Source organism: Streptomyces sp. NPDC005722, from assembly GCF_040630935.1.
In the GTDB taxonomy this organism is placed as follows: domain Bacteria; phylum Actinomycetota; class Actinomycetes; order Streptomycetales; family Streptomycetaceae; genus Actinacidiphila.
In genome coordinates this window covers 54,365-75,950 of sequence record NZ_JBEXYN010000029.1, presented here as the reverse complement: position 1 = coordinate 75,950, position 21,586 = coordinate 54,365, and the positions used below count along the sequence as shown (strand labels likewise).

Annotated in this window: 21 protein-coding genes; 11 read left to right on the top strand and 10 right to left on the bottom strand. The window is 72.0% G+C overall.

Going from position 1 to position 21,586, the window contains the following annotated elements; translation table 11 throughout:
* Positions 1-10: 10 nt before the first annotated feature.
* The 5 genes from ABZ479_RS28420 to ABZ479_RS28400 all read right to left on the bottom strand — a co-directional run bounded on the left by ABZ479_RS28420 (position 11) and on the right by ABZ479_RS28400 (position 6,621).
* Positions 11-1,714, bottom strand: a complete 1,704-nt coding sequence (locus ABZ479_RS28420; protein ID WP_500464213.1) for an FAD-binding oxidoreductase — start codon at positions 1,712-1,714, stop codon at positions 11-13.
* Positions 1,711-2,439 carry a lysophospholipid acyltransferase family protein gene (locus ABZ479_RS28415; protein ID WP_500464212.1) on the bottom strand — a complete coding sequence of 243 codons (729 nt, stop codon included), beginning with the start codon at positions 2,437-2,439 and terminating at the stop codon, positions 1,711-1,713. Before ABZ479_RS28415 ends, ABZ479_RS28420 begins: the two co-directional genes overlap by 4 nt.
* A 119-nt stretch (positions 2,440-2,558) precedes the next feature.
* Positions 2,559-3,353: a ferritin-like domain-containing protein gene (locus tag ABZ479_RS28410; RefSeq protein ID WP_500464211.1), complete on the bottom strand. Its 795-nt coding sequence runs from the start codon at positions 3,351-3,353 to the stop codon at positions 2,559-2,561.
* Positions 3,354-3,514: 161 nt separating this feature from the next.
* Positions 3,515-5,818, bottom strand: a complete 2,304-nt coding sequence (locus tag ABZ479_RS28405; RefSeq protein ID WP_500464210.1) for an SDR family oxidoreductase — start codon at positions 5,816-5,818, stop codon at positions 3,515-3,517.
* Complete coding sequence (locus tag ABZ479_RS28400; protein WP_500464209.1) at positions 5,815-6,621, bottom strand: hypothetical protein; 807 nt, start codon at positions 6,619-6,621, stop codon at positions 5,815-5,817. The genes ABZ479_RS28405 and ABZ479_RS28400 overlap by 4 nt, the downstream gene beginning before the upstream one ends.
* A 308-nt stretch (positions 6,622-6,929) precedes the next feature.
* Here ABZ479_RS28400 and ABZ479_RS28395 point away from each other — a divergent pair, with 308 nt between their 5' ends.
* The 4 genes from ABZ479_RS28395 (at position 6,930) to ABZ479_RS28380 (ending at position 10,532) form a co-directional block, all read left to right on the top strand.
* The gene (locus tag ABZ479_RS28395) at positions 6,930-7,709 is read left to right on the top strand and encodes an SDR family NAD(P)-dependent oxidoreductase (protein WP_500464208.1); all 780 of its coding nucleotides are present in this window, start codon (positions 6,930-6,932) and stop codon (positions 7,707-7,709) included.
* Positions 7,710-8,129: 420 nt separating this feature from the next.
* Complete coding sequence (locus tag ABZ479_RS28390; protein WP_500464207.1) at positions 8,130-8,888, top strand: sigma-70 family RNA polymerase sigma factor family protein; 759 nt, start codon at positions 8,130-8,132, stop codon at positions 8,886-8,888.
* Positions 8,889-9,201: 313 nt separating this feature from the next.
* Complete coding sequence (locus ABZ479_RS28385) at positions 9,202-10,182, top strand: RNA polymerase sigma-70 factor (RefSeq protein ID WP_500464206.1); 981 nt, start codon at positions 9,202-9,204, stop codon at positions 10,180-10,182.
* Between the two features lie 65 nt (positions 10,183-10,247).
* Positions 10,248-10,532: a WhiB family transcriptional regulator gene (locus ABZ479_RS28380; protein WP_500464205.1), complete on the top strand. Its 285-nt coding sequence runs from the start codon at positions 10,248-10,250 to the stop codon at positions 10,530-10,532.
* An 86-nt stretch (positions 10,533-10,618) separates the two neighbouring features.
* On the opposite strand, the gene ABZ479_RS28375 is transcribed toward ABZ479_RS28380, so the two are convergent.
* On the bottom strand, positions 10,619-11,842 hold the full coding sequence (locus ABZ479_RS28375; RefSeq protein WP_500464204.1) for an acyl-CoA dehydrogenase family protein: 1,224 nt from the start codon (positions 11,840-11,842) through the stop codon (positions 10,619-10,621).
* A gap of 128 nt (positions 11,843-11,970) precedes the next feature.
* Between ABZ479_RS28375 and ABZ479_RS28370 the strand changes: the two genes are divergently transcribed.
* On the top strand, positions 11,971-12,621 hold the full coding sequence (locus tag ABZ479_RS28370) for a TetR/AcrR family transcriptional regulator (protein WP_500464203.1): 651 nt from the start codon (positions 11,971-11,973) through the stop codon (positions 12,619-12,621).
* A 19-nt stretch (positions 12,622-12,640) separates the two neighbouring features.
* On the opposite strand, the gene def is transcribed toward ABZ479_RS28370, so the two are convergent.
* Positions 12,641-13,204 (bottom strand): peptide deformylase, encoded by a 564-nt coding sequence (gene def / locus ABZ479_RS28365; RefSeq protein WP_500464202.1) that lies wholly within the window; start codon positions 13,202-13,204, stop codon positions 12,641-12,643.
* A gap of 161 nt (positions 13,205-13,365) precedes the next feature.
* Here def and ABZ479_RS28360 point away from each other — a divergent pair, with 161 nt between their 5' ends.
* From ABZ479_RS28360 to ABZ479_RS28335, 6 genes are all read left to right on the top strand, one after another.
* Positions 13,366-14,604: a MurT ligase domain-containing protein gene (locus ABZ479_RS28360; protein WP_500464201.1), complete on the top strand. Its 1,239-nt coding sequence runs from the start codon at positions 13,366-13,368 to the stop codon at positions 14,602-14,604.
* Positions 14,605-14,635: 31 nt separating this feature from the next.
* A complete protein-coding gene (locus ABZ479_RS28355) occupies positions 14,636-15,364 on the top strand; it encodes a type 1 glutamine amidotransferase (protein WP_499600669.1) in 729 nt (242 codons plus the stop codon).
* Positions 15,365-15,552: 188 nt separating this feature from the next.
* Positions 15,553-16,578: a 6-phosphofructokinase gene (locus ABZ479_RS28350; RefSeq protein WP_500464200.1), complete on the top strand. Its 1,026-nt coding sequence runs from the start codon at positions 15,553-15,555 to the stop codon at positions 16,576-16,578.
* A 140-nt stretch (positions 16,579-16,718) separates the two neighbouring features.
* Positions 16,719-17,672 carry a cytochrome c oxidase assembly protein gene (locus ABZ479_RS28345; protein WP_500464199.1) on the top strand — a complete coding sequence of 318 codons (954 nt, stop codon included), beginning with the start codon at positions 16,719-16,721 and terminating at the stop codon, positions 17,670-17,672.
* 28 nt (positions 17,673-17,700) lie between these two features.
* Positions 17,701-18,765: a hypothetical protein gene (locus ABZ479_RS28340; RefSeq protein ID WP_500464198.1), complete on the top strand. Its 1,065-nt coding sequence runs from the start codon at positions 17,701-17,703 to the stop codon at positions 18,763-18,765.
* Positions 18,766-18,834: 69 nt separating this feature from the next.
* Positions 18,835-18,996 carry a hypothetical protein gene (locus ABZ479_RS28335; RefSeq protein WP_499600674.1) on the top strand — a complete coding sequence of 54 codons (162 nt, stop codon included), beginning with the start codon at positions 18,835-18,837 and terminating at the stop codon, positions 18,994-18,996.
* Between the two features lie 655 nt (positions 18,997-19,651).
* Here ABZ479_RS28335 and ABZ479_RS28330 read toward each other — a convergent pair.
* From ABZ479_RS28330 to ABZ479_RS28320, 3 genes are read right to left on the bottom strand one after another with little or no spacing between them, the layout of a single operon-like run.
* Positions 19,652-20,194, bottom strand: coding sequence for an SRPBCC family protein (locus tag ABZ479_RS28330; RefSeq protein ID WP_500464197.1), 543 nt, complete (start codon positions 20,192-20,194; stop codon positions 19,652-19,654).
* Positions 20,191-20,856, bottom strand: coding sequence for a TetR/AcrR family transcriptional regulator (locus ABZ479_RS28325; protein ID WP_500464196.1), 666 nt, complete (start codon positions 20,854-20,856; stop codon positions 20,191-20,193). Before ABZ479_RS28325 ends, ABZ479_RS28330 begins: the two co-directional genes overlap by 4 nt.
* Positions 20,853-21,548 (bottom strand): hemerythrin domain-containing protein, encoded by a 696-nt coding sequence (locus ABZ479_RS28320; protein WP_500464195.1) that lies wholly within the window; start codon positions 21,546-21,548, stop codon positions 20,853-20,855. Before ABZ479_RS28320 ends, ABZ479_RS28325 begins: the two co-directional genes overlap by 4 nt.
* Positions 21,549-21,586 lie beyond the last annotated feature (38 nt).

The following is a 21,586-nucleotide window of genomic DNA, read 5'->3' as shown; positions in this document are numbered from 1 at the left end:
ACGGCCGCGGTCAGAGCACGATCTTGCGCGGGTTGAAGTTGCCTCCCGGGTCGGCGGCGTCGAAGAGTCCCGACATCACCGCGACGCCCTGCGGGGAGATGTCCTCCTCCAGCCAGGGCGCGTGCTCCAGGCCCACGCCGTGGTGGTGCGAGACGGTGCCGCCGGTGTCGGCGAACGCCTGCTGGATCGCGCGCTTGACCGTGTCGTACTCGCCGAGCGGGTCGTCGCCCAGCACGAAGGCGAACGTGAAGTAGAGACAGGCACCCGAGTGGTACGAGTGCGAAAGGTGCGACATGATCCAGCCCCTGCGGCCGATCTCCTCGTAGGCCTCGTCGGCCGCCTCGTAGACCGCGGCGTGGAGGTCGCGGAGCCGCGACCAGGGAGCGGCGGTCTCGCTCACGTCGCCGGCGGCGCCGTGGTCGAGCAGGAAGTCGCGAATGTACGGCGTGTCGAACTTCTTCTGGTCGTAGAGGGCACCGGGTCCCTTGCCGACGCCGATGCCCTGGTGCCGGCGCACGATCCGGTCGACGATGGACTTCTGCCGCTTGGCGTGCGCCGTGCCGCCCTCGAAACCGATGAACGACAGGCACATCTCGTCGAGGTTCCAACCGCGCTTCTTGAGGTAGGCCATGAGGCCGGCCTGCAGCATCTTGGCGACCCCCTTGGACCCCTTGCTGGTGGCCAGCGAGAAGCCCGTCTCGTGCGCGTCCGAGACGCGGGTGACGGAGGGCGAGGCGTCGCTCTCGGCGATCGCCTGCATGGCGGCGAGGCCGTGGTCGAGGTCCTTGAAGAAGTAGGCGTAGATGCCGCGTGCTTCGGGGAGCCGGTGGATCTGCGCGGTGACCTCGGTGATGACGCCGAGCCGCCCCTCCGAGCCGACCACCATCTCCCGCACGCTCGGCCCGGTCGACGCGCTCGGAACGGCGCGGATCACCAGGACCCCGCCGGCCCGCACCACGCGCAGGCCCTTGACGATGTCCGCGATGTCGCCGTACTTGTCCGACTGCATTCCGGACGAGCGCGTCGCGACCCAGCCTCCGAGCGTCGAGTGGGTGAACGAGTCGGGGAAGTGCCCCATCGTCCAGCCCTGCCGGTTCAGTTGCGACTCCAGGTCCGGCCCCAGGGCTCCCGCCTGGACGCGCGCGAGTCCGGAGTCCGCGTCGATCTCGAGCACCCGGTTCAGGCGGCCGAGATCGAGTGAGACGACCACCCGTGACTCCCCGGCGTGCGGTTCGAGGCTGCCGGCGATGTTGCTGCCGCCCCCGAAGGGGATGATGACGGCGTCCGACCCGACGGCCGCGTCGACCACCGCCTGGACCTCGGCCTCGTCGGCCGGGTAGACGACGACGTCGGGCGTGCGCGCGAACTCGCCCGCCCTGACGCGGACGAGGTCGCGCAGGCTCTTGCCGTAGGTGTGCACCACCCGCGACAGGTCGTCGGTGACGACGTTCTCCGCCCCGACGACGTCACGCAGGAGCGCGACGAACTCCTCCGGTGCCCGCGAGTCCGGCACCTTCAACTCCGAGAGTTCGGGCTGTTCCGCGAGCTTGCCCGCCCGGAGGTCGAGACCGACGGCCGCACGTACGAACGGCGCGAAACCGGGCTTGTCCTCGTGGTGGAAGCCGACGCCTTCGACGCCCCAGCCCCACCACTTCATGTGCTTCACCTCACCGGCGCGCGGTGCCCCGGTGCGGCGGGTCGATTCGGCGGTCACGGGCGCTCTCCTTCGGCTGCGGCGTGGTGGTGCGGGGCGACGAGCACGGGGAGGCCCGGGGCGGTGTGCTCCTCGGCCAGCTTGACCACGGCCGAGCGGATGCGTTCGGAGAACTCGCCGACCCCCTCCCCCGGCAGGGCGGTCAGCGGGTCGCCGAAGACGACCGTCACCGGGAGCCTGCCGCGTTTGGGCCACTTCGATCCGCAAGGGTGCACCGTGTGCGCGCCGACGATCGCGGCGGCCAGCACCGGCACCTCGGTCGAGGAGGCGAGCGCGGCGGCTCCCGGTTTGAAGGAACCCAGTGATCCGTCGCGCGACCGGGTGCCTTCGGGGAAGATCAGCAACGGCACTCCGCGGTCGAGCAGCGACCGGGCGCTGACGCGGCGCGGGTTGGTGCCGGTCCGGTCGACGGGGAAGGCGTTGAAGAACAGGGCGGTCAGGCCCCGGCGCCACCACACGTCGAAGAAGTAGTCGGCGGCGGCCCCGACCGCCAGGTGCCGCGCCAGCCGGCGGGGCAGCGCCCCCATGATGAGCGGGGTGTCCAGGTGCGAGGTGTGGTTGGCGACGACGACGTAGGGGCCCCCGACGTCCCTCAGGCGCTCCCGTCCGAGGACCGTCACGCTCGTCTCGCTCCAGACGACGGCCTTCAAGAGCCCCCGCTGCGCCACGAATCGGGCCACGGCGAGGGAGCGGGAGGTGAAACGGTCGCGCGTTCTCGCGGGCATCGTCTGCCTTCCTGTTCGGCTGGGTGACTTCGCACGCCGGGTGGCGTGCCCGTGGCTCCGGCGCGGCGTCGCGTGCCGTCCGGCGACGGCGCGGGGACGGACGCGTCCCGGGGCGGGGCTCATGCGGCGATGCCGCGCTGGTCCATGGACTCCTCGACGATGCGCAGGCCGTCCATGCCTGGCAGTTTCGCGATGTGGGAGTCGATGTCACGGATGAGCTTGCGCCCCTCGGGGCCGGCGAAGAGGTGCGTCATGACGTGCTTGACCTCGCTCTCGGGCATGACGCCCGAGCCGACGGGCCCCCACGCCTTCTCGAGCGCCATGCGGGCGATCACACGGGCCTTCTTGCTGGCCGCGAGACGGTCGCGCGCCTGCGACGCGTAGAACGCGACGTGCCGGGTCTCCTGCTGGGCGATCCGCTGCAGCAGGGGCGTCAGCACCGGGTGGCTCTCGAGTGCCGCGAGCCGGTGGTAGGCCGCGTTCGCCGACCATTCGTTCGCGGCTCCCCACGCCATGTGCACGGCCACGAAGTCGTGTCCGACGAGCCGGCTCACGAGCGTCTGCTGCACGGTCCCCAGGCGGTCCTTCCAACTGAGCTTCAGGCGCGTCGCCTTGAGCGCGTCGAAGTCGACGACGATGCCGTGGCGCGCCAGCACGGCCGCGAGCGCCTCGCCGTGCCAGAACTCCTCGCGGTTCCACATCGTCATGAAGGCGCCGACCGCGGGCTCGTTGTGGGAGGGCGTCGTCAGCAGATCACGCAGGTAGCACACCGTGTGGTACTCGATGTCACACATGTAGCGCAGCGTGCGGAGTGTCTCCTCGGGCAGCGGATTCCGCTCGAACTCGTCGAAGTCGAGGTCGGACCACTGCACGGCGGCGGAGGTCTTGGTGTACTTGTCGATGTCGAAAGCCATGAGACGTTCTTTCCTTGCACGTTCCGAAGTCGTTGGCCGGGACCGGGTTCGGGCCCGGACGCGGGCGCGGGTGCGGGCGCAGGGCGGGCCGGGCCCGCCGGCAGCCCCCGGGGCGCCGTGCCGCGGCGTCCGTGGCCGTTCCGCCCGCGCGGGACGAGGTCCTAGGTCGTCCTCCGGGGGCGCGCCGCACGGGCCGCCCCCGCCGTGACGGCGTCGTGGTGCACGCCCGGCCCGCACTTCCAGCGGTAGACGTTCCAGTTCCTCTGGTGCGACTCACGTGCCAGCGCGGCATCGGGGTTGATCGCCGAGGGCTTGCCCAGCAGGGACAGCCACGCGAGGTCGGAATGGCTGTCGCCGTAGCCGTAGGACGCGCCGAGGTCGTAGCCCCCGTCCTTGGCGTACTGCACGAGCCACGCGGCCCGTGCCTCGTCGACGAGCGGCGGCTTGGCCAGGTAGCCGGTGAGCACGCCGTCCCTCTCGTGCATCGAACTGCCGACGACCTCGTCGAACAGGCCGGCTATCGGCGCGGCGAGCAGCCCGATGGAGCCGGTGACCAGGACGGTGCGGTGACCCGCGGCACGGTGCTCACGGATGCGCTCGACCGCCGCGGCGCTCGTCCGCCGCAGCATCATGCCGGCGTAGCCGCGCTGCACGATCTCCTCGAGACGGGCGACGGGCAGGCCGCGGTAGCGGCGCAGGAAGGAACGGATGAACTCGCCGCGGTCGCGCTTCTCGGCCCGCAGGTAGCCGGGCAGCGAGGCGAGCAGGTCCGCGGCTTCCGCGGCCCAGACCGACTTGCGAAGGCCCAGGGTGCTGATCCACAGGTACTGCTCGACGATGTTGGAGTCGACGACCGTCCGTTCGAGGTCGAAGACGGCGAGCACGTCCGTGCGCTGCGGCAGTTCGCGTCGCGTGCCGGCGCTCGGCTGCCGGCTCTCCTTCCGCCGCCGGTAGGCCGCCGTCAGTTCGTCGATGGCGGGGAGGTGCACCTTCTGCAGGTACTCCTCCCAGTCGATGCCCTTGACGTCGAAGCCGCGGTCCTCGCGCGCCTCGGCGGGGAGGGCGTCGTGCAGCGCCCGCGTGTTGCGGTCGTCGAAGATGATCTCGCTCTGTGCGTACGCGCGGTACAGGTCCGTGAAGTTGCCGAGGGTGGCGAGGTCGGCCCGCAGTTTGGTGTTGGCGGTCGCGAGTTCGTTCCTGCGGTCGCTGTTCGGCATCAGCCGCAGGGCGAGGTCCGTCACGTCGGCCTTCTTCCTCGCCAGCAGCAGCCCGCGGCTGAACTTGCGTTCGCCGGCGAACTTCCAGTCCGGCACCTCGACGAAGCCGTCGCCCTTCGGCATCGGATGCTGCGTGTAGTACTCCCGCACGTTGCCGAACATGCGGTGGAAGGGCAGCGGGTTCGAGGCGCCGGAGGCGACCTGGAAGTACGCGGGGGCGTCCGCGGGGGCCGGGTTGGCCGCCGCGGCGAGGATGGCGTTGACGACGAAGTCGACGGGGATGACGTCCAGGATCGAGTCGGGCAGGCCCGGGAACTCCGGCAGCTGGCCGCGGCCGTAGGCGAAGATCAGCGGGTCGGCGACCTTGAAGCCGTCGATCCAGCCGGGGAACGGATGCCGCAGGGCGCTCTCGATGATCGAGGGACGGACCACCGACAGCCGGTGCCCGGCCTCGCCCCACAGTTCCTCCGCGGCCCGTTCGGCGAGAGCCTTCGTCAGGGTGTACACGTCGGTCCAGCCCAGGCTCTGCGCACGACGCCGGCCGGCGTCGACGAGTTGGGAACGGACCCACTCGCACCGCCCGTCCTCGCTCGCGCGGGCGGCCGCGGTCGGGCCGACCTTGCCGTGGCGCCCGCGGGCCCGGGACATGAAGCGCTCCAGCATCGCCGGCTCCCGTGAGGTGAGCTCGGTGCGCTCGTGCGCCTGCGCGGCCGAGCGCCATTCCACGCGCCAGTCGACGTCGTGCTCGAGCCTGGCCTCGGGCACCGCGCCGCGGCGCAGTCCGCCGACGTAGCAGGTCGACACGTGGACGACGTGCGGGTCCGATCCGGAGGCGAGCAGGGCCTGGTAGAGGCTGACGGTGCCGTTGACGTTGGTGTCGAACGCCTCGTGGATGGGCGGGTCGAAGGAGACCGTGGACGCCGAGTGGATGACGACGTCGAGGTCGGACGGCAGCTCGGGGACGCTGGTCATGCTGCCGTCGAGCACCGTGATCCGCTCACGGACGGCACGTTCGGCCGCCTCGGCTCCCACGGCGTCCCGCCAGCGCTTGAACACCGGCTTGCGCAGCAGGTGCCGCAACCGGTCCTGCCCGGTCTGGCTGCCCTTGCCCCGTACGAGGAGCGCGATGCGGGTGGCGGGGTGGTCGCTGAGCAGCCGCTCCAGCACGGCCTGCCCGACGAAGCCGGTGGCACCGGTCAACAGGACGTGGGCGGACCCGAGTTCGGTCGTCGCACTGCGCGCTGTCATGGGAGGAGCCTCGATTCCACGGTGGATGCGACATCGGTGCCGATGCCGGGGAGCGCGGCGACCATCGCGCGGATACGGCCCGCCTCGGCCCGTCCGCTGCGGTCACCGAAGACACGGCGTTCGAAGAAGGTGCGCTCGTGTCGTGAGCGGGCGACCGAACCGAGCGGCCACGCGGCGGACCGCAGGGCCCGGCGGGTGATGCGCCGGGCCCGGGCGGAACGGCGCAGCCGCCGCTCGGCCTCCTCGGCGAGGAAGGAGATGTGGCGTTGCTTGATCTCCATGACCGGGGCGACCACGGACGCCATCGCCGGAGAGGCCTCGGCCAGCCGCCGGTAGGCCGCACAGCTGATCCACTCGTCCACGAGTCCCGTCGTGACGTGTTCCGCGACGACGTCCGGACCCGTGATGTTGGCGATGAGGGAACGGCGGATCGGGCCGCGGCGCTCACGGCGCTCCGCCAGTGCCCACCGTGCCGGACCCGTGCTCGGAGGGAGGTCGCGGGCGGCGGGGGAACTCTCCAGGACCGCGTCGAGGGCGTCGGCGATCCAGAACCGCTCGAACATCCAGGTGGTGAGGAAGGCGGTGACCCGCGCGTCCTTGTGCGTCGCCGTGACGAGCAGGTCCCGGACACGGTGCAGGGTCGCACCCTCGATGTCGCGCAGCGCCCGGACGAGGCGCACCGATTCCCCGTCGAGCGGCTCGTCGGAGAACGACGCGAGGTCGAGCGTCGCGCGGTGACTTCCGTGCGCCGTGCGGGCGAACTCCCGCACGTCGAATCCGGTTGTCGAATCCTTGTCCCTCACTGTGCCGTACCTCCTCGATCACCTGGAATTCCCGCCGGGACCGGCCCTCCGTGAGCCGTCGCGATCCCTTGTTCCCGGTGACCGCGCTTCCGGGCAGCACCCGATGTGCTCCCCTTTGAAGACACCTCCCGGACCCTTCCTGTGACACGCTGTACTTCGCCGTCGCGGAGAACCGGCCGGCGCCGGGACCTCTTGATTGCCTTCGCACCGTCTTCGACCAGCGAAAACTGGCTCCGGAAGGCCTGTTTCGACGTGGGCCGACAACACCCGGTGTCGCGTGTGTTTCCATGCCACCTACCGTTGTGCGCATGGGAATCGCACTGATCACCGGTGGGACGTCGGGCATCGGCGCCGCGTTCGCACGTGCGCTGGCGGACCGCGGCTGGGACCTGGTCCTGGTGGCGCGGGACAAGGACCGGCTGGGCCTGATGCGGGCCGAGCTCGAGGCCCGGGGCCGCTCCGTGGAGGTGCTGCCCGCCGACCTGTCCGACCGCGCCGACGTCGAGCGTGTCGCGGCACGGCTGCAGGACCCGGCCCGTCCGGTCGGGATGCTCGTGAACAACGCCGGTTTCGGCGTGCACGCGCCGGTGACCTCCGCGGACACCGCCCCGCACGACCGGGCCGTCGAGGTCATGGCCCGTGCGGTGCTGGTGCTGTCCGGCGCCGCCGGGCGGGCCATGCGGGAGCGGGGACGCGGCGCGATCGTCAACGTGTCGAGCACGGCCGGCTTCGTGACGATGGGAAGCTATTCGGCCGTGAAGGCCTTCGTGACCTCGCTCACCGAAGGGCTGGCGAACGAGCTGCACGGCACGGGCGTGACCGTGACGGCCCTGTGTCCGGGGTGGGTTCGCACCGAATTCCACGAACGCGCCGGAATCCGGTCGTCGAGCATTCCGGAGTTCCTCTGGCTCGACGCCGACCGCCTGGTCGAGACGTCGCTGCGGGACGTCCGCCGCGGTCGCGTGATCTCCATGCCGAGTTTCCGCTACCGGCTGCTGATCTGGTTCACGCGTCACCTTCCGCGCCGCACGGTCCGGTGGATCTCGCGCCGGATATCGTCCAGCCGCAGCGGAACTCCCGCTCACTGACGGGGCTTTGAGCCGGGCCGTCCGGCACGCCCGAGGAAGGTTGCCGCGGCGCGACCGGCGGCGACGAGGGCGCGGGTGGGGGCTGTGCCGAGCGCGCAGCCCCCACCCGCCCGGTCCCGCCGGGTCCCGCCCGGTCCGGTGAACCGGCCCTGCCGGGAGAACCGACGCGCGTCCCATCGTCCGCGGCATTCCGAAGACGGTGTCACACCGTATGTCGATCTCCGGTCAAGCTGTCAACCCGTGAGAAGCCCGACGGAAAAGAAGAGAGCCCCGTGCGAGAACCTTCGTCCTCGACGTTGCCCAGGCCACTGCCCGCCATCGAGGAAACGTGCTGGTCGCAGTCTCCACGGAACACCGGCCGGGCACCGGTGCCGTGGCATCGCGGCGGGGCGCCGCGTGCCGCGGGAGGGAGGGTGCTCCATGGATCATGCACGTGAGACGGTGCCGATCGGCGAACTGATCGACGAGCGGCGGCATCTGCTGGACGTCGCCTACTGGATGCTGGGCAGCGGCAGTCAGGCGGAGAGCGTCGTCGACGAGACCTACCGTCGCTGGTACGGCTTGTCCGACGCGGCACGGATCGACATCCGGGCACCCCGTTCCTGGCTGACCAAGGTCGCCCGGGAGATCTGCCTGGCCTGGCCCGCCGATCCGGACGGGCGCCGGGCGAACGGTCCGGCGCTCATCCCCACCGGCACGGACGTGGCGGACGTGGCGGGCCACGCCCCGGCGGCACTCGTGGCACTCGCGCTCCAGCGGTCACGTGCCGGCACGCCGGCGGAGCACGACGCGATCGCGCATGCGGTCCGGCAGGCATGTGCGGCGGATGACGCGGCACGCCTGGCGTCCCTGCTCGCCCCCGACGCCACGGCGTTCTTCGACGGCGGCGGCAAGGTCCGCGCTCTGGTGCGGCCGGCGTACGGCGCCGAGTACGTCGCCCGCAGCCTGCTGACCCTGCTGGCACCGCGCCCCCGCACGGTGCTCACCACCCAGGCGGTCAACGGACGCAGCGGTCTGGTCGCACGCTACGACCACCAGGTGGCCGCGGTCATCAGTCTCGGCATCACCGGCGACCACGTGACACACGTCTGGTCCGTACTCAATCCCGACAAACTACGCGCATGGAACCGGCCCGGGGGTTCGATCCGGCAACGCCACCGCCGGGCCCATGTCGACTGACATCGACGGACGTATGGCCATCAGAGCGTCCGAATGCCGTGAATCGAAGGAAAGGTACATGTCCGGCCGTCCTGTCACAGGCCCGGGTCTTCGTCGGTCTATCACATGGATGCGATGGGGGCAGGCCGTGACTTCCGGTGACTGCCGAATCCGACGCAACTCAACGAGCACTGCGATACGCAACCGCGACGGCGCTTCGACGGTATTCCGGCGACATGCGGTGAAGCAGGCTCCCGAAGCTGCGTGTGACGAACGGTAGGCACCTGGTCGCGTGGCCGGACTGCGCGACGGGAGGAACGGAGACAACAGAACCATGTGTGTTGAGACGTCCCCCCAGACGAATACCCTTGAGCAGGCCGTTTCGGTTTTCGTGGAACTGCAGCCACGTCTCTTCGGTATCGCGTACCGCATGCTGGGCAGTGCCGTCGAGGCGGAGGACGTCGTCCAGGAAGTGTGGATGCGCTGGCAGAAGACCGACCGCTCGGCGGTGAACAATCCGTCGGCCTTCCTGACCACCGTCACGACCCGTCTCGCCATCAACGTCGGACAGTCCGCGCGGGTACGCCGCGAGACCTACATCGGGCCGTGGCTGCCCGAACCCGTCGACACCGGTGCCGACCCGTACGTGGGCGCGGAGCGCGCGGAAGCGCTGGAACTCGCACTGCTGCTGGTGCTCGAGAGACTGACCCCGGCGGAGCGCGCGACGTACGTGCTCCGTGAGGCCTTCCATTACGAATACGCCGAGATAGCGGAGATACTCCAGCTTTCCGTGGTCAATGTACGGAAGATCATCAGCCGGGCGCGGAAACACCTGGAAGCCGAGCAGAGGGAGACCGTCGACACCGCGGAACATCGGCGTCTTCTCGAGGCTTTCGTCTCGGCGGCGCAAACCGGCGATCTCGCCACGCTGCAGACGCTGCTCGCACCGGATGTCGTCAGCCTTTCCGACGGGAACGGAATTCGCGGTGCCGCCCGCGTCCCCGTCGTCGGTCCCGAGCGGGTGACGAACCTGGTCACCGCCAACCCGGGATTCTGGAGCGGCGACGACATGCGGTTCCTCGAGGCCAACGGGCTTTCCGGAGCGATGACGTTCAGGAACGGCAAACCCCTGACGTTCCTGAACCTGGCCGTGTCACCGGAGGGCATCCACCGGCTGATGTGGGTCTGGAGTCCGGACAAGATCGCCGCCTTCCTCGGCTCGCGGTCCCGCGCCACCGCCGTTCCCCGTCACGTGAGGAACGCCGCTCGTTCCGGTGCCGACGGCGACGCGCCGGCCGACCGCGGAACCGGGTGAGGGACGCAGGCTCGGATCCGCGCCCGTGGCGCACACCGACTGCCACACGAACGAGGAGACGCAGGATGGACTGGCGGCAGAGTTCCCGGTGCCGGTACGAGGACCCGGAGGTGTTCTTCCCGGTGGGGACCGGCTCCCTGACGCACGGGCAGATCGACCAGGCCAAGGCGGTGTGCCGCCGCTGCCCCGTGGTGGAGAAGTGCCTGCAGTGGGCCCTGGACGCCGGCCAGGTGGAAGGCGTCTGGGGCGGTACGACGGAGCGCGAACGGCGGGCGATGGTGTCGCGGGAGACGCGGCGGCGGACGTCGGCCCGCCTCCGCCGGACCGGCCTCGGCCGGGCGGCGCGGTGAGGCCCCACCCGGTCCGGGCACCGGCGGTCGTCCGCGGTGCCCGGGCGGGCCGGGGAAGAAGAGGGCGGTGGAGGGGCGGGGCGGGGTCAGCGGATGGGCATGCCCGACAGGGTGCGGGCGATGACGAGCCGCTGGATCTCGCTGGTGCCCTCGAAGATGGTGTAGATGGCGGCGTCCCGGTGCATGCGTTCCACCGGGTACTCACGGGTGAAGCCGTTGCCGCCGAGGATCTGGATCGCCTGGGCGGTGACCTTCTTCGCCGTCTCGCTCGCGTACAGCTTCGACATCGATCCCTCGGCCGAGCCGAAGGGTTTGCCCGAGACCGCCATCCAGGAGGCGCGCCAGACCAGCAGACGGGCCGCGTCGACCTGGGTGCGCATGTCGGCCAACTGGAAGGCGACGCCCTGGTTGTCGATGATGGGGCGGCCGAACTGGGTGCGGGTCATGGCGTAGTCGAGGGCGACCTCGTACGCGGCCCTGGCCGTGCCCACCGCCATCGCGCCGACGGCGGGGCGGGAGGCCTCGAAGGTGGCCATGGCGGCGTTCTTCACCCGCTCGCCGCCCCGGGCGCGTTCGCGGGCGCGCGCGAGGCGCTCGTCGAGCTTCTCCTTGCCGCCGAGCAGGCAGCTGCCCGGGACGCGGACGTCGTCGAGGACGACCTCGGCGGTGTGCGAGGCGCGGATGCCGTGCTTCTTGAACTTCTGCCCCTGGGACAGCCCGGGGGTGTTCGGCGGCACGATGAAGGAGGCGTGGCCCTTGGAGCCGAGTTCCGGGTCGACGACGGCGACGACGACGTGGACGTTGGCTATGCCGCCGTTGGTCGCCCAGGTCTTGGTGCCGTTGAGGACCCACTCGTCCTTGGCGCCGTCGTACACGGCGGTGGTGCGCATCGAGCCGACGTCGGAGCCGGCGTCGGGCTCGGAGGAGCAGAAGGCGGCCACCTTCACGTCGTTGACGTCGCCGTACATCTGCGGGATCCAGGTGCCGATCTGCTCGTCGGTGCCGTTGGCCAGCACGCCGACGGCGGCCAGTCCGGTGCCGACGATGGACAGGCCGATGCCGGCGTCGCCCCAGAAGAGTTCCTCCATGGCGATCGGGATGCCGAGGCCGGTGGGGTCGAAGTACTGCTGGGCGTAGAAGTCGAGCGAGTAGAGTCCGATCTTGGCGGCCTCCTGGATCACCGGCCAGGGGGTCTCCTCGCGCTCGTCCCACTCCGCCGCGGCCGGGCGCATGACGTCGGCCGCGAAGCCGTGGATCCAGTCACGCACCGATTTCTGGTCGTCGCCGAGCTCGAGCGAGAAGTCGCCCATCGTCCCCTCCACGTGCTTGTTACTTACGGTAACCCACAGTGTGTTACCGGTCGGTAAGGGATGTCAACCGGACCGGGGGTGTTACGTTGCGCAGGCGCGGGGAAATTCGAACGGGCGGGGAGGCTCGTGTGGACACCAGCCAGCGGACGGAGCAGCGGACGACATCCGCGGCGGAGGAGCGACGCAAGGAACTCCTCGAGGCCGCGGAACGCGTCGTGCTGCGGGACGGCCCCGAGGCGTCCATGAACGCCATCGCCGCGGAGGCGGGCATCACCAAGCCCATCCTGTACCGCCACTTCGGCGACAAGAGCGGTCTTTACCGAGCCCTGGCCAAACGGCACACCGACGCCCTGCTCGCCAACCTGCGCGCCGCGCTCGACGCGCCCAACGAGCGCCGCGACCGCGTGGAGGCCACGCTCGACGCCTACCTCGCGGCCATCGAGGCCCGGCCGCAGGTCTACCGCTTCCTGATGCACCCCGCCGAGCACGCCCCGGACGCCGACCGCGGTTTCGACATCGGCCGCCACTCCGCCCCCGTGCTGCGCCGGATGGGCGAGGAGCTGGCCGACGTCATCGCCGAGCGGCTCGCCCTCGGCCCGGAGGGCCAGGTGGCGGCCAGGGTGTGGGGGCACGGCATCGTCGGGATGATGCACGCGGCCGGGGACTGGTGGCTGGGCGAGCGCCCCGTCGCCCGTGACGCCCTCGTCCGGCACCTCGCCGACCTGCTGTGGGGCCGCCTCGCCGCCGTCGGCGACCGCCCGGGCGCACCGCGCCTGTAGGACGCGCCTTCAGGACGTGTCAGTCCCCCTGGGAAGCGCCCGTGCCGGGCGCCCAGGGGGCACGGCGGACGGCGCGCAGCGCGCGGCGGCGGCGCAGGCCGGTGAGCCGGTCGACGAACAGGCCGCCGCCCAGGTGGTCGCACTCGTGCTGGAGGCAGCGGGCGAAGAATCCGGTGCCCTCGATGCGCACCGGCCGGCCGTCCCCGTCGACGCCCTCGACGACGGTCTCGTCGTGCCGGGCGGTGCCCGCGTGGACGCCCGGCAGCGACAGGCAGCCCTCCTCACCGGAGACCACGACCCCGTCGTTGTGGACGACGCGGGGGTTGACGATGTACCCGAGGTGCCGGACGTCCTCGTCGTCCGGGCAGTCGAAGACGAACACCCGCAGCGGTACGCCGATCTGGTTCGCGGCCAGCCCCACCCCGTCGTGCGCGTACATCGTGGCGAACAAGTCCTCTACGAGGGAGGCGAGTTCGGCGTCGAAGACGGTCACGTCACGGCAGGGTTCCCGGAGCCCGGGATCACCCAGCAGCCGCATCGGGCGGACGGTCCCGGAGCTGCCGGGGATGGGGGCGTGTCGCATGCCGGTCAGCGTACGGGGGCGGCTCGTTTCAGCGCCGGTGGGGGAAGTGGATAGGCTGATCGGCGACCGATGCCTTCCGGCCGGTGCAACGGCCCGGGGCGCGCCCCCCGGCCGACGGCCGGGGAGCGAGCGGGGCCGGACGCGAGGAGGATGTGGAGACGATGGCAGGCAACGCAGAGCCACTGTCGCCGCGGGCGAAGCTGGCCGTGACGGCGGGCAAGGCCGCGGCGGCGGTGTCGCGGGCGGCGGGACGCGGCAGCGGATCGGTGATCGGCGGCCGGGTGGCGCTGAAACTCGACCCTGATCTGCTGGCCCGGCTGGCGACCCATCTCGACGTCGTGCTCGTTTCGGCCACCAACGGCAAGACCACCACGACGCGGCTGCTCGCCGAGGCGCTGCGCGCCAACGGCGAGGTCGTCTCCAACGCCCTGGGCGCCAACATGCCGGCCGGCATCACCTCGGCGCTCGCCGGCGGGTCCGAGGCCCGCTACGGAGTGATCGAGGTCGACGAGAAGTACCTGGCCGGCGTGGCCCGGGACGTCAAGCCCAAGGCGATCGCCCTGCTCAACCTCTCGCGCGACCAGCTGGACCGCGCCGCCGAGACCCGCATGCTCGCCGAGAAGTGGCGCGAGGGCCTGGCCGGTTCCGACGCCGTCGTCATCGCCAACGCCGACGACCCGCTGATCACCTGGGCCGCCTCCTCCTGCCCGACCGTGGTGTGGGTCGCGGCCGGTCAGGAGTGGAAGGACGACGCCTGGTCCTGCCCCTCGTGCGGCGGTGTCCTGCAGCGGCCCGCCGAGGACTGGTTCTGCGGCGAGTGCGGTTTCCGCCGCCCGACGCCGACCTGGGCGCTCTCCGGCGACCACGTGATCGACCCGTACGGGTCCGCGTGGCCGATCCAGCTGCAGCTGCCCGGCCGGGCCAACAAGTCCAACGCCGCCGTGTCCGCCGCCGCGGCGGCCGCCTTCGGGGTCGACCCCAAGGTCGCCCTGGAGCGGATGTACAAGGTGCAGGCCGTGGCCGGCCGCTACGACGTGGTGCAGTTCCAGGGCCGTGACGTACGGTTGCTGCTGGCGAAGAACCCGGCCGGCTGGCTGGAGACCTTCTCCCTGATCGACGGGCCGCCCACCCCGGTGATCCTCTCCGTCAACGCCCGGTCGGCGGACGGCACGGACACCTCGTGGCTCTGGGACGTGGACTACACGCGCCTGGCGGGGCACCCGATCCGGGTCGTCGGCGACCGCAAGCTGGACCTCGCGGTCCGCCTGGAGGTTGCGGGGCTGCAGTTCGAGGTGTGCCGGGACTTCGACGAGGCGGTCGGCTCCTCGCCGGCCGGCCGGATCGAGGCCATCGCCAACTACACCGCATTCCAGGACCTCCGCCGCCGCGTCGGCAACTGACCGAAGACCCGTTTCGACAGGAGAACACGCTGTGAGCGACTCCAGCCTGCGTCTGGTGTGGGTCTACCCCGACCTGCTGAGCACCTACGGTGACCAGGGCAACGTCCTGGTCACCGAGCGCCGGGCCCGCCAGCGGCGGGTGCCGGTCACCCGGATCGACGTGCGGTCCGACCAGCCGATCCCGACCTCGGGCGACATCTACCTGATCGGCGGCGGCGAGGACCGCCCGCAGCGGCTGGCCGCCGAGCGGCTGCGCCGCGACGGCGGGCTGAACCGCGCGGTCGACAACGGCGCGATCGTCTTCTCGGTGTGCGCCGGCTACCAGATCATCGGCAACGAGTTCGTCAACGACCTCGGCCGCCCCGAGCCGGGCCTGGGCCTGCTGGACGTGGTCAGCGTCCGCGGCGAGGGCGCGCGCTGCGTCGGCGACGTGCTGGCCGACATCGACCCCGAGCTCGGCCTGCCCCCGCTGACCGGCTTCGAGAACCACCAGGGCGTCACGCACGTCGGCAAGGCGGCCCGCCCGCTGGCCCGGACCCGCTTCGGCAACGGCAACGGAACCGGCGACGGGACCGAGGGCGCGTACAACGAGACCGTCTTCGGCACCTACATGCACGGCCCCGTCATGGCCCGCAACCCGCAGATCGCGGACATGCTGATCAAGCTCGCGATGGACGTCAGGGCGCTGCCGCCGGTCGACGACCAGTGGTACGAGGCGCTGCGCGCGGAACGCATCGCGGCGGCGACCCAGCCGGCCTGAGGCCCGCAGCGTCGCGGGCCGGACCGGGGGACGACGGGGCCGGGGCCGGGTGGTGTCCGCACTGCGGGCGGCGTTTCCGCCGCCCGCGCCCGGCTCGATAACGTAGGCACCAGCGGTGCGCGTAGCCGCGGGTCCATCCGGACGACGAGGTCCGGCGCCCGGATCGATCATTCAGGAGTAACCAGCAAATGCGTATTGGTGTGCTGACGAGCGGCGGCGACTGCCCCGGGCTCAACGCCGTCATCCGGTCGGTCGTGCACCGCGCGGTCGTCGACCACGGGGACGAGGTCATAGGCTTCCACGACGGGTGGAAGGGTCTCCTCGAGTGCGACTACCGCAAGCTCGACCTGGACGCGGTCGGCGGCATCCTGGCCCGCGGCGGCACCATCCTCGGCTCCTCCCGGGTGCGCCCCGAGCACCTGCGGGACGGCGTCGAGCGGGCCAGGGGCCACGTCGCCGACCTCGGTCTCGACGCGATCATCCCGATCGGCGGCGAGGGCACCCTCAAGGCCGCCCGGCTCCTGTCCGACAACGGCCTGCCGATCGTGGGCGTGCCCAAGACGATCGACAACGACATCGCCTCCACCGACGTCACCTTCGGCTTCGACACCGCCGTCACGGTGGCCACCGAGGCACTGGACCGCCTGAAGACCACCGCCGAGTCGCACCAGCGCGTGCTCATCGTCGAGGTCATGGGGCGGCACACCGGCTGGATCGCCCTGCACTCCGGCATGGCGGCCGGCGCGCACGCGATCGTCGTCCCGGAGCGCCCCTTCGACATCGGCGAGCTGACCAGGATGGTCGGCGAGCGCTTCTCGGCGGGCAAGAAGTTCGCGATCGTCGTGGTCTCCGAGGGCGCGAAGCCGCGCGAGGGCACGATGGACTTCGAGTCCGGCGTCAAGGACGTCTACGGGCACGAGCGCTTCACCGGCATCGCCACCCGGCTCTCGATCGAGCTGGAGGAGCGGCTGGGCAAGGAGGCCCGCCCGGTCATCCTCGGCCACGTGCAGCGCGGCGGCACCCCCACCGCCTACGACCGGGTGCTGGCCACCCGCTTCGGCTGGCACGCCGTCGAGGCCGCGCACAACGGCGACTTCGGCATGATGACGGCGCTGCGCGGCACCGACATCACGCTGGTCCCGCTGTCCGAGGCCGTCGAGCACCTCAAGACCGTCCCGGCCGAGCGCTACGTCGAGGCCGAGTGCGTGCTGTGACGCGCTGATCACGTTCCTGGAACCGCCCCCGGTCGCGAGCACGGCCGGGGGCGGTTCTAGTCTGGTGCGGGCGCACCCGCCCCAACCGGCACATTGCCGACGGCGGAGTGCGTGCGGCAGGCGCGACAGGAGAGTGACGGATGGACCACGGCGGACACGGGATGACGACGGAGCTCCCGCCGTTCACCCTCGGCCGCGGGCTCGAGTTCAGCGGGGATCCGGTCTTCCTGGCCGGCTGCGTGCTCGCGCTCGTGCTCTACGGCTGGGGGGTCGTACGGCTGTGGCGGCGCGGTGACCGCTGGCCGGCCGGCCGGGTCGTCGCCTTCGTCGCCGGGGTGCTCTCCATCGCCCTGGTGATGTGCACCGCGCTGAACGACTACGGCATGGCCATGTTCAGCGTCCACATGGTGCAGCACATGGTCGTCAGCATGGTCTCGCCCATCCTCCTGCTGCTGGGCGCCCCGGTGACGCTGACGCTGCGGGCGCTGCCGACGGCGGGACGCGGCCGCAGGGGCCCGCGTGAGCTGCTGGTGGCGCTGCTGCACAGCCGCTACCTGCGGGTGATCACGCATCCGGCGTTCACCATCCCGCTCTTCATCGCCAGCCTGTACGGGCTCTACTTCACCCCGCTGTTCGACACCCTCATGGGCAGCCGGCCCGGACACATCGCGATGATGGCCCACTTCCTCGCCGTGGGCCTGGTCTTCTTCTGGCCGATCATGGGCGTGGACCCGGGACCGAGCCGGCCGAGCCATGTGATGCGGATCCTGGAGCTGTTCGCCGGGATGCCGTTCCACGCCTTCTTCGGCATCGCCCTGATGATGGCGAGCGAGCCGATGATCGGCGCCTTCCAGCACCCGCCCGCCTCGCTGGGGATCGACGCGCTGGACGACCAGACCGCGGCCGGCGGCATCGCGTGGGCGTTCAGCGAGATCCCGTCGGTGATCGTCCTGGTGGCGCTGCTGATCCAGTGGTACACCTCCGACCAGCGCCAGGCCCGTCGCAAGGACCGCGCCGCGGACCGCGACGGCGACGCGGAACTGGCAGCCTACAACGCGTACTTGGCATCCTTGGAGGCACGGGGTCGCGGCTGACGGGGCCGCCCGCCGCGAAGGGAGGCCCGTGATGGGCGACCAGGTACGGATATCGGGCGACGCACTGCAGTTGCCGGGCGGCGTCACGGTGCGCTTCATGCGCACGCTGCGGCTGCCGGAGACGGGGACGCACCCGCTCCCACCCGGGCTCGGCACCTTCCCGCTGCGCCGGGTGTCGGACCACCCCGGCACCGCGCCCCAGGAGTGGCTCGCGCGGGGCGGCGTGATGCTCCCCGTCTACCAGCGCGAGGCCATGTGGCTCAGCTTCTCGGCCTCCGCGCCGGCCGCGCTCCAGGTGGGCGTCGGCAAGGTGTGCGCGGTGTCGGGGCGGCCGTGGAACGACCGGCTGTCGCAGGACACGCAGAACTACGTCGTACTGCCGCGGCAGCCGTGGCTGGACGGCATCAACTCCGGCTCCGGGACGATCCGGCAGTTCGTGGCCGTGCCGCTGGGCCTGGGCGCGACCGTCGAGGGCCAGGTCAGCGGCGAGGAGGTCTGGGGCGGGGTGCAGTTGCAGGTGACCGAACTCGGCGAGGAGCAACTCGCGGCGTGGCGGGCGGAGCAGCGGCGCCGGGAGAGCACCCGTCGCGCGGCCTTCAGCGGCTACAGCGGTGCGCCGGGCGCCATGCCGATGGCCGCCCCGGCGGCCGCTCCGCCGCCGGCCCCGGGGAGCGCGCCGCGTCCGGGCGGAGGGGGCGGAGGCGCCAAGCGCTCCCCCGTCTCCATGGGGCTGGGCGCGGGCGGCCGGATGCGGCAGGAGGTCTACCGGGACGACCGCAAGCCCTCCGACTGGCGTGCGGAGCCCTCGGGCCGGGTATTCGTCCACCTCACGACGGTGCCGGAATGGCGCCGCATCACCGGCGAGCCGGCGCCTCCCTCCCCGGTGAACCGCGCCGCGTACACCGCCGCCGGGCTGCCCTGGTTCGACTACTACGACGCCGACGCCGAGGACCTGGCGGCGCCGGGCACACTCACCCAGGTGAAGCCGGTCGGTGACTGGCTCGGCGAGGACGAGTCGCCTTGGGTGGCACCGCATCCGGGTCAGCTGAAGCAATTGGGCGACGAGGGACAGGTCACCGACGGCGACTGGTAGCGCACGGCGGGCGGCGGCGGGACCATGGAGTCCGGGCCGCCGCCCCGCGGCCCCGGGGAGGAGCCGTCCATGCCCACACCTGCGAAGGCGATGATCACGTGCACGGTGGCGTGTCTGGTCGCCGTGACCGCCTACACGGTCGCACTCGGCCCCAACGGCTGGGTGTGGTTCGCCTGGGTCGTCCTCATGCTGGCCACGATCGGGGTGTTCGCGATCCGGACGCCCCGGTAGGCGCGCTGCGCGGCGCCCGAGGAGGGGCTGCCGCCGCCCGCGCCCGGCTCGACGGCGTCGTCGACGTGGTGCGGTCGGCCCGGCGGACGGCGAAACGCTCGACGTCGGACTGCCCGCGATCCCGCGGCCGCGCCCGTCACCCGGGCACCTGGTACGCGTCATTACGGTCGGTGCGGGGGACGCGCTCGCCGTAGAGGCGACCCGCCAGTTGTGCGCGCCGACAGGACGGCAGGGCCGGTGCCGCCGCCTGTCGGACGGGCACCCGAAGCCGGGGCCTCTCGTCGGGAACCACGGCGCCACGGGGCTCGGTCCGGGGCCGCCGCACGTCACAGGCCTTCGCGCACAGGGCTCAGCCGGTAGCCCGGGCCCGGGACCTCACCTCTCGGGAGCCGTGCGGCGCCCCGCAGACACCGACCGAGCCCCGCGGGCCCGTGCGGGGCCGTACGGGGCCGACGCCCGGCGAGACGACGCCCGCCCCTCCGGGCGAACGCGAGCCGGCCCGGGGCCGACGGCACACCCCGGCCCTCGCACACAGGGCTCGACCGGTAGCCCGGCCCGACCCACGACCTCACCATTCGGCAACCGTGCGGCCCCCGCCGCCCCCGACCGGCCCCCGCAAGAACCCGAGCCCAGGCCGGGCGGGGCCGGCCGCGTCTCAGGGGCGGGGCGCGGCGGCGTGGGCGTCGCGGGCGGCGATCGTCCCGAGGCGGCGCAGGTCGCCCGTGAGGTCACCGCTGCGGTCGAGGTGGGCCGGGACCAGCCTGCCCACGAGCCACCGGAACCAGCGGGGCGTGCTCCGCATGCGGTAGGTCTGCACCACCCGCGTCCCCGCGCCGGCCGGCTCCAGTTCGATGGTCCAGTCGGTGCTGTCGGGGAACAGCGGTGAGGGGATCGTGCGCCAGGTGATCAGGCGTGGGGCCTCGAACGCCACCACCTCGCAGACCCGGCTCCAGCGCATCAGCCCCGACCGGTTGTACCCGCGGAAGCGGACGCCCGTCGCCGCCGTGGTCGCCCCCCGCAGCCGGCCGACCCGGTGGCACTCGTGGCTCCACTCGCTGTTCCGGGTGACGTCCGCGACGACGCGCCACACCGCCTCGGCCGGCGCGTCGACGACCACCTCGCTGCGGCACGTCCGGGCGACGCCCCGCTCCGGCCGGTCGTTCCCGCCGTCACCGTTGCCGCTCTCGTCGTGCCTCATGCTTCTCCCCCTCGGTGCCGTGCCCCGTCGTCGTCCGTGTCGAGCAGCCGGTCGATGACACCGGCCGCCCACTGTTCGTACTGCTGCGGCGTCCAGCCGGAGAGCCCGGTCAGCAGCTGGTAGACCTCGACGCCGAGGACCGCCCACACCCCGTCCAGCTCCTGCGGGGTCACCGCGCGCCCCGTGACGAGGGTCATGCCCTGCTCGATGCTGATGCGGCGGCGGCGCTGGTTGTCCCGCAGCTTCTCGGCCAGGTCGTCGTTCGAGGCGGCGGCCTCACGCAGCGCGAGGTGCACACCGGCGGTGCGCCGGTGGATCGCGGTGACCAGTCGCGCGGCGGCGGCGATCCGCTCCTGCCGCGTCCCGGCCGCGAGCCCGGCGAACTCCGGGCGTTCGGCGAGCGTTTCGGGGCGCGCGTCGCCGACGACGGCGACGTCGAGCGCGGCCATCAGCAGTTCGCCCTTGGACCGGAAGCCCGCGTACACCGTCTCGACCGACACCCCGGCCTCGCGGGCGACGTCGCGCATCCCGGTGGCCGCCCAGCCGCGCTCGCCGAACAGCCGGACGGCCGCGGCCAGCACGACGGCCCGTGTCTCCCCGGCCTGTTGCTCCCGTCGCGGCGAGCGGTAGGTGCGCCGCGCCCGGGGTGCCTCCTCCGTCATGAACGCGCCGTCCCGTTCGCCGCGGCACCCTGCGGGCGCCACCATTCCGCGCGCCGGCGCCGGTAGGCGCGGGCGAAGCCGTACAGCAGGATGAAGCGCGGGACGGGCGGCACCAGGCGGACCACGATCCGGTGCCCTTCGGGGTCGATGTCGTCGAGCAGCCAGTGCCCCTCGATGCCGAGCTGCGTGAACGACTTGGACTTGACGTTGTACCGCTGGTCCCAGGCGTGCCAGTCGTCCTGGGTGAGGGCGGCCGAGACGACCGGCATGGCCTCGGCGACCTCACGCTCCAGGTGCGGAACGAGGACGGCCGTCAACGAGTCCAGCGCGGCGAGGAGTCTGACGCGCGCCTCCTCCGAGGCCGTCTCCGCGTACCGCCGCGCCGCGTCCGTCACGGTCACGGCCGCCGGGGTGATCCGGCGGTGGTCGGCGTCCAGGGACTCCAGCAGCGGCCCGGCCGCCGGGTCGCGTTCGAGCACCAGCGGCCACAGGCCGTCGTCCTCACCGGTGTGGTGCGCGTGCAGGAACTCCATCAGCCACACGACGTGCCGGCCGAGCGCGCTCCCCTGCCGCAGTCCCGGATACGGCGCGGAGGCCAGCACCGTCCGCGTGCGCTCCAGGTCGCGGCGCAGCGCGCCGTGCACGATCCCCATCATCCGCGTGTCCGCGGGAGCGGAACCCGTCGTCCCCATCTCGCCCTCCCCATCGCCTTCCTGTTCGGAGACTAGGA